Genomic DNA, 13,212 nt, shown 5'->3' on the forward strand with positions numbered 1-13,212 from the left:
CCGGTCGGAAATTGCCTCCGACCTCGCCTGGCAGACGCGCATTCGGGGCCCGCTTGCGATAGGTTGCGGCAGGCCGGCCGCCGCCAGGCGGCGACCGCGAACCGGGATTGCGCAGCCATGACGGATATCGCCCGCCACGCCCCGACATCGCCCGCGCGCGCCTTTGGCCGTCGTGCCGCACTCGCCGATCTCCGGGCGGATCGCGGTGCGCTGCTGTTGCTGCTGACCCTGGCGATGGCGGCCGTGCTGCTCGTCACGCTGGCGCTGCGGGCGCTCGGTGAATCGGGCGGCACCAACTCCTACGCGGCCCTGGCAGATGCCTTCCTGAACGGCCGGCTGCATGTCGATGCATGCATGGACGAGGACTGCGCCCTATACGATGGCCGCATCTGGGTGATCTTCCCGCCGTTCCCGGCGATCGTGGCGATGCCGTTCGTGGCCCTGTTCGGCACCGGTTTCTCGGGCTTCATCACGTTGGCCACGCTGTTTTCGGGCGTGTCGCTGCTCCTATGGTGGCGCATTCTCGAACGGCTCTCCGTCGAGCCCCGGACGGCGATCTGGCTGGTTCTGGCGATCGGCTTCGCGACGCCGCTCTACTATGTGACGTTCCGCGGCGACGGCGTCTGGTTCTTCGCCCAGGCGATCGCCTTCCTGCTGGTGGCGGTCGCGATCCACGAGGCGGTGCGCGGCGGCAGTCTGATGCTTGCCGGTGTCTGCATCGGCCTTGCCTTCCTCACCCGCCAGTTCACCATCCTCTATCTGCCGTTCCTGTTCGCGCTGGCGCTGCGTCCGGACGAGCCGCTGATCTCGCTGAAATGGCCGCACTGGCGCCGAGCGCTGGCGCTGGCATTGCCAGTGGCGGCCGCGCTCGCGGTCTACCTCGTCTACAATCAGATCCGTTTCGGCGATCCCCTCGACACCGGCTACGGCTACATAGCGGCCTGGTCGCCCGATGCGGACGACATGATCTCCAACCGGCTGCGCGAGCACGGATTGTTTTCGTCAGCCTATTTCGTCTTCAATGCGCTCTATCTCGTCGTTCAGGGGTTCCATGCCCGGTTCGAGGGGCCGTATCTCACCGATCTCGCCGATCTCGACCCGTCGGGCACCTCGCTCTTGGCCGCCAGCCCGTTCGTGCTGCTCGCCGTCTTCGCGCCGATGCGCCGGCCGGTGGTGATCGGGCTTCTGGTGATCGTGGCGATGGTCGTGCCGATGCTGTTCTACCATTCGAACGGCTTCAGCCAGTACAACGTGCAGCGCTACACACTCGACTGGCTGCCGATCCTGTTCGTGATGCTGGCGCTCGCGGTGAAGCCCGGCCTCAGGCCGGCGTTGCAGGTTCTCGTCGCCTACGCGGTCGGGCTCAATGTGGTCACGGTGGCGCTGCTGGCCCTGACCCACCCGGCGGGATAGGCACCGTACCGTGTGACGATCAGCGTGCGCCGTCGCGCCGCTCAGCCTTGGTGATGATTAAGGAGAAATCGTAGGACGAGGCGCCGTAGCAGCCGATGCAGCTGCCGGTGCCGAACACCAGTTCGTCGCTGGTCGATTCCCATGGCTGGTGGACCGCACTTGCGGTACCGCTGGCGTTCGCCCGTCTGACATGCCTTGCATCGGACGCATGGCTGATATCGAATATGACGGATCGCAATGCCAGCCCGGCGATCGGTGACTATATGTCGCGCATGTGCGTACAGGATGCTGGCGAGCCAGGATATGCTGCAGATGACCGAGGAAGCCCGGAGCACGGTGGCCCATCTTGAGGATCGCAGTCTGCTGGTCCTCGACGATGACCGGCCGTTCCTGAACCGGCTGGCACGTGCGATGGAGCGGCGCGGCTTCGTCGTCACCGAGGCCGATACGGTGGCCGACGGCCTTGCTGCGGTGGAAGCGCACGCGCCGGCCTTCGCGGTGGTCGACATGCGCCTCGGCGACGGCAACGGTCTCGACGTGATCCAGCGGCTGAAGGAGAAGCGGCCCGATGCCCGCGCGATCATCCTCACCGGCTACGGCAACATTGCCACCGCCGTTACGGCGGTGAAGCTCGGCGCTGTCGATTATCTGGCCAAGCCGGCCGATGCCGACGAGGTCTTTGCCGCCCTGATGAACGACGGCGAGGCGAAGGCGGCCCCCCCCGAGAATCCGATGTCGGCCGACCGGGTGCGATGGGAGCATATCCAGCGCGTCTACGAACTGTGCGACCGCAATGTCTCCGAGACCGCCCGCCGCCTGAACATGCATCGGCGCACCCTGCAGCGCATCCTCGCCAAGCGCGCACCACGCTGACACGCGGATGGCGGAGGCATCGCCGGCAGCGATCACAATCCTTGTCGACGCCGACGCCTGCCCGGTGAAGGACGAGGTCTACCGTGTCGCTGCGCGGCACCGGATCAGGGTCGTTATCGTCGCCAATGCGTTCATCGCCGTGCCACGCGATCCGCTCGTCGAGCGCGTCATCGTGCCGAGCGGCCCGGACGTGGCCGACGACTGGATCGCCGAGCGGGCAGGACCCGCAACAATCGTCGTGACCGCGGATATCCCGCTCGCGGAGCGGGTGGTGCAGGCCGGAGCTGCGGCGATCGCACCGAACGGACGGGCGTTCGACGCCGGCTCGATCGGCATGGCGCTGGCAATGCGCAACCTCATGACCGAGCTGCGGTCGGCCGGACATATCACGTCCGGTCCACGTCCGTTCTCTCCGAAGGATCGCTCCGCCTTTCTCGGCGCGCTCGACCGTGCCGTGGTCCGGCTGAAGCGCCGGGGCTTTCCGGCCTGAGCTGGCCGGTGCGCTGTTCGATCTGCGCCCGCTCGTCCCGGGCGCGGGGCGCAAGTAGGGGCCGCCCTTCAGCCGCCGGCGGGGGGCTCGGCCGTGCGCTTGATCCGCGCCGGCTTGAACGGCGCCATGCCGGCGCGCGCCAGTTCGTCGGCCCGCTCGTTGCCGGGATCGCCGGCATGGCCGCGGACCCAGTGCCAGAAGATCTCGTGCTCGCCGAGCAGCGATTCGAGCTCCCGCCACAGCTCGACATTCTTGACGGGCTTGTTGTCGGCGGTCCGCCAGCCGCGCTGTTTCCAGGTCTTCAGCCAGGACGTGATGCCATCGCGCAGGTAGCTGGAATCGGTGTGCAGGTGGACGATCGACGGCTTCTTCAACGCCTTGAGCGCCCGAATCGCGGCGACCAGCTCCATGCGGTTGTTGGTGGTCAGCGCCTCGCCGCCGGACAGTTCCCTCTCGTGCTGGCCCGACACCAACAGCGCGCCCCAGCCGCCCGGACCCGGATTCCCCGAGCAGGCGCCATCCGTCCAGATGTCGACGCGCGGCTTCTCCCCCATCAGTCGAGTCCGTACTCGGCGGCGCTCCGCACCACCCGGTGGAAGCGCAGCCGTCTGGCATATTCGAGGGGGTCCTTCGGTCGGACGAAGGCGCCGGGCGGGTGATTCAGCCAGTCATAGAGGCGGGTGACGAAGAAGCGCATCGCCGCCCCGCGCGCCAGGATCGGCAGCGCGTCGTACTCGTCGCCGGTCAGCCGGCGGCGGCCGGCATAGGCGGTCAGCATTGCCCGCGCCTTGGTGACGTTGAACGACAGGTCGGGCTCGAAGCACCACGCATTGAGGCAGACCGCGATGTCATAGGCGAGCGCGTCACGGCAGGCGAAATAGAAGTCGATGAGGCCGGAGACCCGCGTATCGAGGAAGAACACGTTGTCGGGAAACAGGTCGGCATGGATGATGCCGGTCGGCAGGTGCTTCGGCCAGTTGGTCTCGAGGAACCGCAATTCGCCTTCCATCTCAGCGGCGAGCCCCGGTTGCAGCGTGTCGGCCCGGTCGGCGACCGCGGCGAAGATCGGCCGCCAGTCGTCGACCGACAGGGCGTTGCGTCGTTGGCCGGGGAAGTCGAGCGCTGCCTTGTGCATCGCCGCGAGCGTGCCGCCGAGTGCCCGGCAGTGCTCGACGCCGGGCCGGCGCACCCACAGCCCGTCGAGAAAGGTCATCAGCGCCGCGGGGCGTCCGCACAGGGTGCGCAGCGCCTCGCCGTTGCGGTCGCGGACCGGCAACGGACAGGTTAGCCCCTTCCCCGACAGATGCTCCATCAACTCCAGGAAGAACGGCAGGTCGGCGGGGTTCACCCGCTTCTCGTAGAGCGTCAGGATGAAGTTCCCCGCCTCGGCGTGGACCAGGTAGTTGGTGTTCTCGACGCCCTCGGCAATACCCTTGAAGGAGAGCAGCGCGCCGATTTCGTAGTCCGCGACGAACTGCGACAGAGCCTCGTCGGGCACCTCGGTGTAGACGGCCATATGCGCTATTCCGCAGCGTCGCGGAGCTGCCGCGGCAGGTTGAAGGCGATCGACTCCTGCGCCGTCGAAACGGTCTCGATATCGATCGCGTAACGCTGGTCGAACGCGCCGATGATCTCCTCGACAAGCACCTCCGGTGCCGAGGCCCCGGCCGTGATCGCCAGGGTGCGGATGCCGTCAAGGCGTTTCCAGTCGATGTCGCTCGCCCGCTGCACCAGCATCGAGACCGGACAGCCGGCCCGTTCGGCGACCTCGACCAGCCGTTGCGAATTCGAGGAATTGGGGGCGCCGACGACGAGCGTCGCGTCCGCCCTCGGTGCCACTGCCTTGACCGCCTCCTGGCGGTTGGTCGTGGCGTAGCAGATGTCCTCCTTGTGCGGGCCGGTGATGTCCGGGAACCGCTCGGTCAGCACCGCGACGATCTCGCGGGTGTCGTCGACCGACAGTGTGGTCTGGGTGATGAAGGCGAGTGCCTCGGGGCGGCGGGGAACGAAGGCGCGGGCATCCTCGACCGTCTCGATCAGCGTGACGGCGCCGTCCGGCAGCTGGCCCATTGTGCCGATCACCTCGGGATGTCCGGCATGGCCGATCAGCACGATCTCGCGGCCCCGCTTGTGGTGGATCTCGGCTTCCCGGTGCACCTTGGTGACCAGCGGGCAGGTGGCGTCGATCTGCAGCATGTTGCGGGCCGCCGCCCCTGCCGGAACCGACTTCGGCACGCCGTGCGCGGAAAAGATAACCGGCGCTGTGGTCTCCGGAATCTGGTCGAGTTCCTCGACGAACACGGCCCCCTTTGCCTTCAGACCCTCGACCACGTAGCGGTTGTGGACGATTTCGTGGCGCACATAGACCGGCGGCCCGAATCGTTCCAGCGCCAGTTCGACGATCCGGATCGCCCGGTCGACACCCGCGCAGAAGCCGCGCGGCGAGCACAGCAGGATCTTCAGCGGCGGGCGCGTGTCGGCGGGCATCGGGAGCGTTCGGGTCCAGCGTCCCGGCTCGGCGCGAGCGGGGTCTCGCCGGCTATACTGGAATCGGCCCCCGCAGTGTCAAGGCCAGGCTGCGTCGACGCCGGGCTGCCCGCCCGGCGGACAGGTGACGGTCGTTTGCGCTTTTCCGACATCGGCGGCCGATCCCGTTCCATTGCGCCGCAGGATGACCTATATCGCGCGCCGCACGGTCGCGCCGTGGGGAGCGCCGGCTTGCCGCAAGGGGTATCGGGAATGCTGCGAGTGAAGACGCGGGTTGCGCCGAGCGCCATCCAGGGACTTGGTCTGTTCGCCGACGAGGACATCCCGGAAGGTGCCACGATCTGGCAGTTCGACCGTGGCATAGACCAGGTGATCGACCTGCGCTACGTCGATCCGGGCGCGTTCATCCCCCGCGACTTCATCCTAAAGTACGGCTACCAGACCGTGGTCGACCAGCCGGTCTTCGTGCTGTGCGTCGACGATGCCCGCTTCATGAACCATTCCGACGATCCGAACATCGTCGAGACCGAGGAGCGCTCGGTGGCGATCCGCCCCATTGCCAGGGGCGAGGAAATCACCACCAACTACAAGGCCTTCGACCGTCGCTATCTGAGCCGGAACCCGATGTGGGACTCGGGCGACTAGCAACAGGCGACGCGTCGTGGTCGATGGCGGCGGACGGGGCTGCCGTCGGGCCGCTCACAATGGTGTGAGGTGCCGCGCTCGCGGGGCGATCCTCCCGGCCCGGGCGCTATCTTGCCCGAAGCCACCGTGTAACGCGCGCTGGCCGGACCAGTTCGGGAGGACACACCATGACGACAGGACTGCAGGTCACCCGCCGTTGGGCGCTGCTCACCGGTGCCGGAGCGGCGGCAATGACGGCCGTTGGCGGCCTCGGCATCAGGCCGACCTCTGCCGCGCCGCAGAAGCTTGGGCCGAGCACCCCGACGGTCTACCGGTTCGAGCTCGGCGACTTCGAGATTGCGACCATCGCCGACGGGGCGATCCAGCTCGACGGTCCCCATCCGATCTTCGGCAACGATCAGCCGGCCGAGGATGTCCAGGCCTATGCCGAGGCGAACTTCCTGCCGCCGACGCGGATGGAGATCTCCTTCACGCCGGTGATCGTCAACACCGGCAGCGACCTGGTGATGTTCGATTCGGGCAACGGCGCCGCGCGCCGGCCCGGCGCCGGCCTGCTGGGCGAGCGGCTGGCCGCGGCCGGCTACGCACCGGACGATGTCAGCGTCGTCGTCATCACGCACTGCCACCCCGATCACATCGGTGGCCTGATGGAGGACGGTCGGCCGCTGTTCCCCAATGCCCGCTACGTGATCGGCGAGACCGAGTACCAGTTCTGGACGTCGGACGACCGCATCGGCACCCCGGCCGAGAACGCCGCCAGCCTTGCCCGCACCAACGTGATGCCCTTCGCCGAGAAGATGACCTTCCTGCAGGATGGCGGCGAGGTGGTGTCCGGCATCCGCGCCGTTGCCGCACACGGACATACACCGGGGCACATGGCCTACATGATCGAAAGCCAGGGCAAGCCGTTCCTGATCTGGGCCGACTCCGTCAACCATTACGTCATGTCGCTGCAGCGGCCGGACTGGCATGTCCATTTCGACATGGACAAGGCGGCCGCGGCCGCAAACAGACGTCGGATCCTCGACATGGTGGCGACCGACCGCATTCCAGCGACGGGCTATCACATGCCGTTCCCGGCGGTCGGCTTTGTCGAGAAGACCGGGGATTCGTTCCGCTGGGTGCCGGTCAGCTACCAGCTCAGGGTGTAGACGCGGTCGCATCGGCGCGAATGCCGCGGGCGGCCGTCGTCAGGACTGCCGCCGCCACGCGCGCCAGTCTTCACCGGTGTCGATGTCGGTCAGGGATGCGACGAGACCGATCGACAGGCCTGTGCAATTTGCCTGTGTGTCGGCGAGCGCATGCTCGCTCGACCAGCGCACCCCGTCGAAGATGCGCGGGACCATGGGGCGCCGCCTGAGGCCAACCAGCCAATAGCCGCCGTCCGCCGCCGGGCCGAACACCGCGTCATGGCGTCCGAGCAGCCGGAACGCGACGTCGATGTGCGCCGGACGGACGCCGGGTATGTCGCTGCCGATGATCACGACCGGTCCGGGCGGCATCGTCTCCATGATCCGCTGCATCCGTGCGCCGAGATCGCCCGCGCCCTGGCCGATCCTGGCGAGGCCGGCCGGCAGGGCGCGGTCGGTCACGGCAGGATCGGGCGTGACGGCAAGTACCGTCGTCCAGCGGGCATCGCCGGCGAGAGCGCGCATCAGCCGGGCAAGGTTGGTCCGATAGAACCGGATCGCCTCCGTCGCGCCGATTTCGGCAGCCAGCCGCGACTTGACCGCGAAGGCGCGGGGCCGTTTGGCCATGACGACCAGCCACCGGCCCGTCATCGGCGATGTCAGCCGTAGATCCGGACGATGACGCGCGGCGGCACCCGCAGGAAGAACAGCGTCAGGCAGCCGAGATTGCGCGCCATCCGCGCCAGATAGCCCGACGCGCGGTAGCGCTCCGCGCTGGTGACTGCCCTGGCGCGCAGGTAGACGAGGCCGCGCCGGCCGATTCGGCGCACCAGATCGACATCCTCCATCAGCGGGATCGGGCGAAAGCCGCCGAGCCGCTCGTAATGTCGTCGCGAGATCAACAGCCCCTGATCCCCGTAGGGCAGCGCGAACAACGCGCAGCGCAGTCCGACCATCGCCTCCAGCAGGCGGGGCCGGAAACCGTGATCGTCGAGCGCGAAGCCGAACACGGCGGCGCGGCGGTCGGCCTCGCCCTTCGCCTCGACCCGCTCGATGAAGGCGCGGACCTCGCGCATCCAGCCATCCTCCAGACAGGTGTCGGCATGCAGGAACAGAAGCCAGGGATGACGCGCCAGCCGCGCGCCGGCCGCAAGCTGGATGCCGCGGCCGCGCGGGCAGCGCACGATATCGCAGCCGAGCTCGTCGGCGATGTCGAGCGTCGCGTCGGTGGAGCCGCCGTCGGCGATCACCACCTGTCCGACCAGCCCGTCGGCGGCGGCGGGAATCAGCGCGGCGAGCGTCGCGACCAGCGTGCGCTCGCAGTCCAGTGTCGGAACGACCACGGTCAGCATGGGACTGACTTATAGACCGAGGCTTTCGCCGCTTCCATCGGGAGACAGGCTCGAGTGGTCAATGTTCTTGATTTGTTCAGGTCAACGCGATAAGCTGCGCTCATGACCGACCGACCCGTCACCGCGCACAGCCCCGATGGCCGGCCCTGCCCCGATCCAGCGGCGCTCGCGACGGCTGTCGCGCCCGACCGCCGCCGCGGGCGCGGCGCGATCTCCAACGTTTCCGGGCGTTACGAGCGGCTAACCCGGCAGATCTTCGACGACGGCTGGACGAGCCTGGACGAGCTGCCGCCGTTCCGCACGACCGTGACGCAGGAGCGGCCGAAACGGATCATCACCCGCAATCAGTCACCCGACATTTCCTTCGATCGCTCGATCAACCCCTACCGGGGCTGCGAGCACGGTTGCAGCTACTGCTTCGCCCGGCCGACCCACGCCTATATGGGCCTGTCGCCGGGCCTCGACTTCGAATCACGGCTGTTCGCCAAGCCGAACGCCGCTGAACTGCTGGAGCGCGAATTGGCCGATCCCGGCTATCGGCCGCGCACCATCGCGATGGGCACCAACACTGACCCCTACCAGCCGGTGGAACGCCAGTGGCGGATCACCCGGCAGGTGCTCGAGGTGCTCGCGCGCCACAACCACCCCGTCGGGATCGTCACCAAGTCGGCGCTGATCGTGCGCGACATCGACATCCTGTCGCACATGGCGGAGCGGGGCCTTGTGAAGGTGGCGCTGTCGGTGACGACGCTCGACCGCAGGCTTGCCCGCGCCATGGAGCCGCGCGCGGCGACGCCATCGCGCAGGCTGGAGACGATCATGCGGCTTGCCGAGGCGGGCATCCCGACCGCGGTAATGGTCGCGCCGGTGATTCCCGGCCTGAACGACCAGGAGATCGAGGCGATCCTGGCGGCCGCCGCCGCGGCCGGCGCGCGCGAGGCGGGATACGTCATGTTGCGGTTGCCGCTCGAGGTGCGTGATCTGTTCGTCGAATGGCTTCGCGCCAACGTGCCGGATCGGGCCGAGCGCGTGATGTCGCTCGTCCGCCAGATGCGGGGCGGCAAGGATTACGACTCGGGCTTCGGCACCCGCATGCGCGGTACCGGTCCGATCGCCTGGACGATCGGACGGCGTTTCGAGCTCGCTGCAAGCCGCAACGGTTATGCGAGCGAGCGGCTGCAGCTGCGCACCGACCTCTTCACCCGCCCGGTCAGCCCGGGCGACCAGCTCAGCCTGTTCTGAAGGAGCGCGCCCGTGCATCAGCGGATCAATCTCGTCACCCTCGGCGTCGGCGACGTCCAGGCGAGCGCCGCCTTTTACGAGCGGCTGGGCTGGCGAAGATCGGGGGCGAGCATGCAGGAGGTCGTGTTCTTCGACGCGGGTGGCGTGGTGCTCGGACTGTACGGCCGCGGGCCGCTGGCCGAAGACGCTGCCGTGTCGGCGGAGGGGGCGGGCTTCCGGGCCGTCGCCCTGGCGCTGAACCTTCCCAGCCGCGCCGAGGTGGACGCGACGATCGCAGAGGCCGCGGCGGCAGGCGCGACAGTCACAAAGCGCGCCGAGGAGGTCTTCTGGGGCGGATACTCCGGCTATTTCGCCGACCCCGACGGCCATCTGTGGGAAGTCGCGCACAACCCGCTCTGGCCGCTCGCCGAGGACGGCCGGATCGTTCTGCCCGACTGAGCCTTCCGCTCGAGGGCCGCTGTTCGCCCGACCCCTCCGGCGGCCCGCGAATGCCGGCCGGCGCAGCCCCCGCGCCGGCCGGCCCCTCGCCACCGGCATTGCGGATCATGGCGTCACACGGGCGATCGTGGGCGCGGGCTTGCCTCGCGGTCGCGACTCAGCCGATGCATGCGGCATGAGCCGATGGCCAGACTTCCGGCGGGAGGATGCCGCCTTGTCGGTAGGCGCGCGGGTGGTGGCCGGCGTGGACGAGGCGGGCCGAGGCCCGCTCGCCGGCCCCGTCGTCGCCGCCGCGGTGGTGCTCGACCCGCGCCGCATTCCCGTTGGTCTTGCCGATTCCAAGCAGCTTGACGCGCCCCGCCGCGAGGCCCTCTACGCCGAGATCCTCGCCACTGCGCTCGTCTCCGCCGCGGCCGTCTCCGCCGCGGTGGTCGACCGGATCAACATCCGCATGGCGACACTGAGGGCGATGTCGCGGGCGATCGCCGGACTGCCGGCCGCTGCCGACCACATCCTCGTCGACGGACGCGACCTGCCGCCCGTGCGCTGCCGCGGCGAGGCGGTGATCGACGGCGACGCCCTCTGCCTGTCGATCGCCGCGGCCTCGATCGTTGCCAAGGTGACACGCGACCGGATGATGGACCGGCTGGCCATGCTGCATCCCGGCTACGGCTTCGAGACCAACCGCGGCTACGCAACCCGCACCCACATCGAGGCGCTGGCGCGCCTCGGTCCCTGCCCGGTCCACCGGATGACCTTCCGTCCGCTCGCCCAGCGCGACCTGTTCGCGCCCTGAGCAGTTCGCGCGCGAGCCTTAATCCAACCTTTACCCTGACCGCCCATGCTCCGGATCGTCAGTTGCGTAAGGGTTGCGTAGAGTCATGGCAGTCTGCTCACCGCGCCGGGCACTTCTGGTGCCCGGCACGGCCTCCCGAGAGGCCGAGGACCGCATCCTCGTCGGCGATTGCATCGCCCTGATGGAGACGCTTCCGCCGAAATCGGTGGACGCGGTCTTCGCCGATCCGCCCTACAACCTGCAGCTCGACGGAGCCTTGCACCGACCGGACAATTCGCGCGTCGATGCGGTCGACGACGACTGGGACAAGTTCGAGAGCTTTGCCGCCTACGATGCCTTCACCCGCGCCTGGCTGCTGGCCTGCCGCAGGGTGATGAAGCCCGAGGCGACGCTCTGGGTGATCGGCTCCTACCACAACATCTTCCGCGTCGGCGCGATCCTGCAGGATCTCGGCTTCTGGATCCTCAACGACATCATCTGGCGCAAGGCCAACCCGATGCCGAATTTCCGTGGCCGCCGCTTCACCAATGCCCACGAGACGCTGATCTGGGCGGGGCGCGACGCCGGAACCAGGCGCTACACCTTCAATTACGAGGCGATGAAGGCTCTGAACGACGGTGTCCAGATGCGCTCCGACTGGCTGTTGCCGATCTGCACCGGTGCCGAGCGGCTGAAGGATGCGCAGGGACGCAAGACCCATCCGACGCAGAAGCCGGAGAGCCTGCTTGCCCGTGTCATCCTGGCCTCGACCAGGCCTGGCGACCTGATCCTCGATCCCTTCTTCGGCTCCGGCACCACTGGCGCAGTGGCCAGGCGGCTCGGCCGCCGCTTCATCGGGATCGAGCGCGAGCGCGCCTATGCCGACGCTGCTGCCAAGCGGATTGCCGCCGTCACGCCGTTGCCCGAGGCGGGGCTCGCGACCGCGCGCGCGCGACGCGAGGAACCGCGCGTCGCGTTCGGCACGCTGATCGAACGCGGCCTGGTTCAACCGGGCGAGCGGCTCGTCGACATCCGCCGCCGCCATTCGGCGCTGGTGCGCGTCGACGGCACGCTGGCTGCCGGCGAGGCGACCGGTTCCATCCACAAGGTCGGAGCCCTGGTGCAGGGGCTCGAGGCCTGCAACGGCTGGACCTTCTGGCATGTCGAGCGGGCCGGGGCGCTCGAGCCGATCGACACGCTCAGGCAGATTGTCAGGTCCGAGTTGGCCGCCGCCGCCTGAACGCAGCAAGCGCCTCCGCGCCCGGTCCGTGCAGCGCGCGCAGAGCGTGCTGCGCGGCCTTGCGCATGACGGTCGGAAATCCCACCTCGGCGAGCTCCGCCTTCGACACCCAGCGTGAGCCCGTCGGCGCGAAGGCGGTGACGTCGGTTGCCGCGAACACGGTCAGCCGCAGCCGGAAATGGGTGAAGAGGTGGTCCACCTCGCCTGCGATCCGGTTCCATCGGGCGGGAAACGGGGCGTGCGCCCGCGCTTCGGCCGGATCGATGTCGGCGCTGAGCGGGGTCAGCCACAGCCCGTCCATGCCGCCCAGCAGGCCCTTCGGCGGACGCCGGTGGATCAGCACCGTGCCGTTGCCGCGTTCTGCCCAGAAGGCGGCCCCGCGCCGGGTCGGGCGCTCCGGCTTCGCTGCCCGCCGCGGTAGCGTCTCTGCGTCGCCGCGGGCGTTGGCGACGCAGCAGTCCCGCCACGGGCACAGCGCGCAGGCCGGCCGCTTCGGCGAGCACAGGCTGGCGCCGAGATCCATCAGCGCCTGGGCGAAATCTCCCGGCCGATCCTCGGGAACGAGGTCGAGCGTGCGCGCGCGGATCTGCGCCTTTGCCTCCGGCAGCGGCGTGTCGATCCCGTGAAGCCGAGTGATCACCCGCTCGACATTGCCGTCGACAGCCGCCGCCGGCCGCCCGAAGGCGATCGCCGCGATTGCTGCCGCCGTGTAGGGTCCGACGCCCGGCAGCGCCCGCAAGCCGACCTCGGTATCCGGAAAACGACCGCCATGTGTGCCCGCCACCACCCTGGCGCAGGCATGCAGGTTGCGCGCCCGGGCGTAGTAGCCGAGCCCTGCCCAGGCCGCCAGCACGTCTTCCAGCGGCGCGGCGGCGAGCGCCTCCACGCTCGGCCAGCGCGTAATGAAGCGCTCGAAATAGGGGCCGACGGTGGCAACCGTCGTCTGCTGCAGCATGATCTCCGACAGCCAGACGCGATAGGGATCGGCGGCCTCGCCGGGCGGCGCCCGCCACGGCAGCCGCCGGCGATGGCGGTCGTACCAGGAGAGGAGATCGCCGGCCTGGGGTGACGGCAGGATCGGGCGTGCGGACATGTGCTGTCGGGGCCGGATTTCGCGCGCTATGGTG

The 13,212-nt window shown here is 68.8% G+C and carries 15 protein-coding genes; 9 read left to right on the top strand and 6 right to left on the bottom strand.

Going from position 1 to position 13,212, the window contains the following annotated elements:
- Positions 1-117: 117 nt before the first annotated feature.
- The 3 genes from EDC22_RS07295 (at position 118) to EDC22_RS07305 (ending at position 2,776) form a co-directional block, all read left to right on the top strand.
- Positions 118-1,413: a glycosyltransferase family 39 protein gene (locus EDC22_RS07295; RefSeq protein WP_132805949.1), complete on the top strand. Its 1,296-nt coding sequence runs from the start codon at positions 118-120 to the stop codon at positions 1,411-1,413.
- 312 nt (positions 1,414-1,725) lie between these two features.
- Entirely contained in the window at positions 1,726-2,286 is a 561-nt protein-coding gene (locus EDC22_RS07300) for an ActR/PrrA/RegA family redox response regulator transcription factor (RefSeq protein WP_132805950.1), read from the top strand.
- A gap of 7 nt (positions 2,287-2,293) precedes the next feature.
- Positions 2,294-2,776 carry a YaiI/YqxD family protein gene (locus EDC22_RS07305; protein WP_132805951.1) on the top strand — a complete coding sequence of 161 codons (483 nt, stop codon included), beginning with the start codon at positions 2,294-2,296 and terminating at the stop codon, positions 2,774-2,776.
- A 68-nt stretch (positions 2,777-2,844) separates the two neighbouring features.
- Here the strand turns inward: EDC22_RS07305 and rnhA are convergent, their stop codons facing one another.
- The 3 genes from rnhA to ispH are packed head-to-tail and all read right to left on the bottom strand — an operon-like array spanning position 2,845 to position 5,263.
- On the bottom strand, positions 2,845-3,330 hold the full coding sequence (gene rnhA, locus EDC22_RS07310) for a ribonuclease HI (RefSeq protein WP_132805952.1): 486 nt from the start codon (positions 3,328-3,330) through the stop codon (positions 2,845-2,847).
- Positions 3,330-4,292, bottom strand: coding sequence for a homoserine kinase (locus EDC22_RS07315; protein ID WP_132805953.1), 963 nt, complete (start codon positions 4,290-4,292; stop codon positions 3,330-3,332). Before EDC22_RS07315 ends, rnhA begins: the two co-directional genes overlap by 1 nt.
- A gap of 5 nt (positions 4,293-4,297) precedes the next feature.
- Positions 4,298-5,263 carry a 4-hydroxy-3-methylbut-2-enyl diphosphate reductase gene (gene ispH / locus EDC22_RS07320; RefSeq protein WP_132805954.1) on the bottom strand — a complete coding sequence of 322 codons (966 nt, stop codon included), beginning with the start codon at positions 5,261-5,263 and terminating at the stop codon, positions 4,298-4,300.
- A gap of 261 nt (positions 5,264-5,524) precedes the next feature.
- Here ispH and EDC22_RS07325 point away from each other — a divergent pair, with 261 nt between their 5' ends.
- Both EDC22_RS07325 and EDC22_RS07330 read left to right on the top strand, forming a co-directional pair.
- On the top strand, positions 5,525-5,908 hold the full coding sequence (locus EDC22_RS07325) for an SET domain-containing protein (RefSeq protein WP_165926823.1): 384 nt from the start codon (positions 5,525-5,527) through the stop codon (positions 5,906-5,908).
- Between the two features lie 167 nt (positions 5,909-6,075).
- Entirely contained in the window at positions 6,076-7,059 is a 984-nt protein-coding gene (locus EDC22_RS07330) for an MBL fold metallo-hydrolase (protein WP_132805956.1), read from the top strand.
- 39 nt (positions 7,060-7,098) lie between these two features.
- Here EDC22_RS07330 and EDC22_RS07335 read toward each other — a convergent pair whose 3' ends face one another.
- Positions 7,099-7,689, bottom strand: coding sequence for a TIGR04282 family arsenosugar biosynthesis glycosyltransferase (locus EDC22_RS07335; protein ID WP_132805957.1), 591 nt, complete (start codon positions 7,687-7,689; stop codon positions 7,099-7,101).
- Positions 7,690-7,697: 8 nt separating this feature from the next.
- Positions 7,698-8,390, bottom strand: coding sequence for a TIGR04283 family arsenosugar biosynthesis glycosyltransferase (locus EDC22_RS07340; protein WP_132805958.1), 693 nt, complete (start codon positions 8,388-8,390; stop codon positions 7,698-7,700).
- A 102-nt stretch (positions 8,391-8,492) separates the two neighbouring features.
- Between EDC22_RS07340 and EDC22_RS07345 the strand changes: the two genes are divergently transcribed.
- The 4 genes from EDC22_RS07345 to EDC22_RS07360 all read left to right on the top strand — a co-directional run bounded on the left by EDC22_RS07345 (position 8,493) and on the right by EDC22_RS07360 (position 12,085).
- On the top strand, positions 8,493-9,632 hold the full coding sequence (locus EDC22_RS07345) for a PA0069 family radical SAM protein (protein ID WP_132805959.1): 1,140 nt from the start codon (positions 8,493-8,495) through the stop codon (positions 9,630-9,632).
- Between the two features lie 12 nt (positions 9,633-9,644).
- Positions 9,645-10,070 (top strand): VOC family protein, encoded by a 426-nt coding sequence (locus EDC22_RS07350; protein WP_132805960.1) that lies wholly within the window; start codon positions 9,645-9,647, stop codon positions 10,068-10,070.
- 175 nt (positions 10,071-10,245) lie between these two features.
- Entirely contained in the window at positions 10,246-10,866 is a 621-nt protein-coding gene (locus tag EDC22_RS07355; protein WP_132805961.1) for a ribonuclease HII, read from the top strand.
- Between the two features lie 85 nt (positions 10,867-10,951).
- Complete coding sequence (locus EDC22_RS07360; protein WP_132805962.1) at positions 10,952-12,085, top strand: site-specific DNA-methyltransferase; 1,134 nt, start codon at positions 10,952-10,954, stop codon at positions 12,083-12,085.
- On the opposite strand, the gene mutY is transcribed toward EDC22_RS07360, so the two are convergent.
- The gene (gene mutY / locus EDC22_RS07365; RefSeq protein WP_207903726.1) at positions 12,057-13,178 is read right to left on the bottom strand and encodes an A/G-specific adenine glycosylase; all 1,122 of its coding nucleotides are present in this window, start codon (positions 13,176-13,178) and stop codon (positions 12,057-12,059) included. The two genes, EDC22_RS07360 and mutY, sit on opposite strands and share 29 nt — an antisense overlap.
- Positions 13,179-13,212 lie beyond the last annotated feature (34 nt).

The sequence above is a fragment of the Tepidamorphus gemmatus genome (assembly GCF_004346195.1).
Lineage (GTDB): Bacteria > Pseudomonadota > Alphaproteobacteria > Rhizobiales > Tepidamorphaceae > Tepidamorphus > Tepidamorphus gemmatus.

Bases quoted from the DNA above. Each gene is read 5' to 3' on its own strand.
- rnhA (WP_132805952.1), bottom strand. From the start codon at position 3,330: ATGGGGGAGAAGCCGCGCGTCGACATCTGGACGGATGGCGCCTGCTCG.
- mutY (WP_207903726.1), bottom strand. From the start codon at position 13,178: ATGTCCGCACGCCCGATCCTGCCGTCACCCCAGGCCGGCGATCTCCTC.
- EDC22_RS07315 (WP_132805953.1), bottom strand. From the start codon at position 4,292: ATGGCCGTCTACACCGAGGTGCCCGACGAGGCTCTGTCGCAGTTCGTC.
- EDC22_RS07355 (WP_132805961.1), top strand. From the start codon at position 10,246: ATGAGCCGATGGCCAGACTTCCGGCGGGAGGATGCCGCCTTGTCGGTA.
- EDC22_RS07345 (WP_132805959.1), top strand. From the start codon at position 8,493: ATGACCGACCGACCCGTCACCGCGCACAGCCCCGATGGCCGGCCCTGC.
- ispH (WP_132805954.1), bottom strand. From the start codon at position 5,263: ATGCCCGCCGACACGCGCCCGCCGCTGAAGATCCTGCTGTGCTCGCCG.
- EDC22_RS07360 (WP_132805962.1), top strand. From the start codon at position 10,952: ATGGCAGTCTGCTCACCGCGCCGGGCACTTCTGGTGCCCGGCACGGCC.
- EDC22_RS07305 (WP_132805951.1), top strand. From the start codon at position 2,294: ATGGCGGAGGCATCGCCGGCAGCGATCACAATCCTTGTCGACGCCGAC.
- EDC22_RS07295 (WP_132805949.1), top strand. From the start codon at position 118: ATGACGGATATCGCCCGCCACGCCCCGACATCGCCCGCGCGCGCCTTT.
- EDC22_RS07300 (WP_132805950.1), top strand. From the start codon at position 1,726: ATGACCGAGGAAGCCCGGAGCACGGTGGCCCATCTTGAGGATCGCAGT.
- EDC22_RS07340 (WP_132805958.1), bottom strand. From the start codon at position 8,390: ATGCTGACCGTGGTCGTTCCGACACTGGACTGCGAGCGCACGCTGGTC.
- EDC22_RS07335 (WP_132805957.1), bottom strand. From the start codon at position 7,689: ATGACGGGCCGGTGGCTGGTCGTCATGGCCAAACGGCCCCGCGCCTTC.
- EDC22_RS07330 (WP_132805956.1), top strand. From the start codon at position 6,076: ATGACGACAGGACTGCAGGTCACCCGCCGTTGGGCGCTGCTCACCGGT.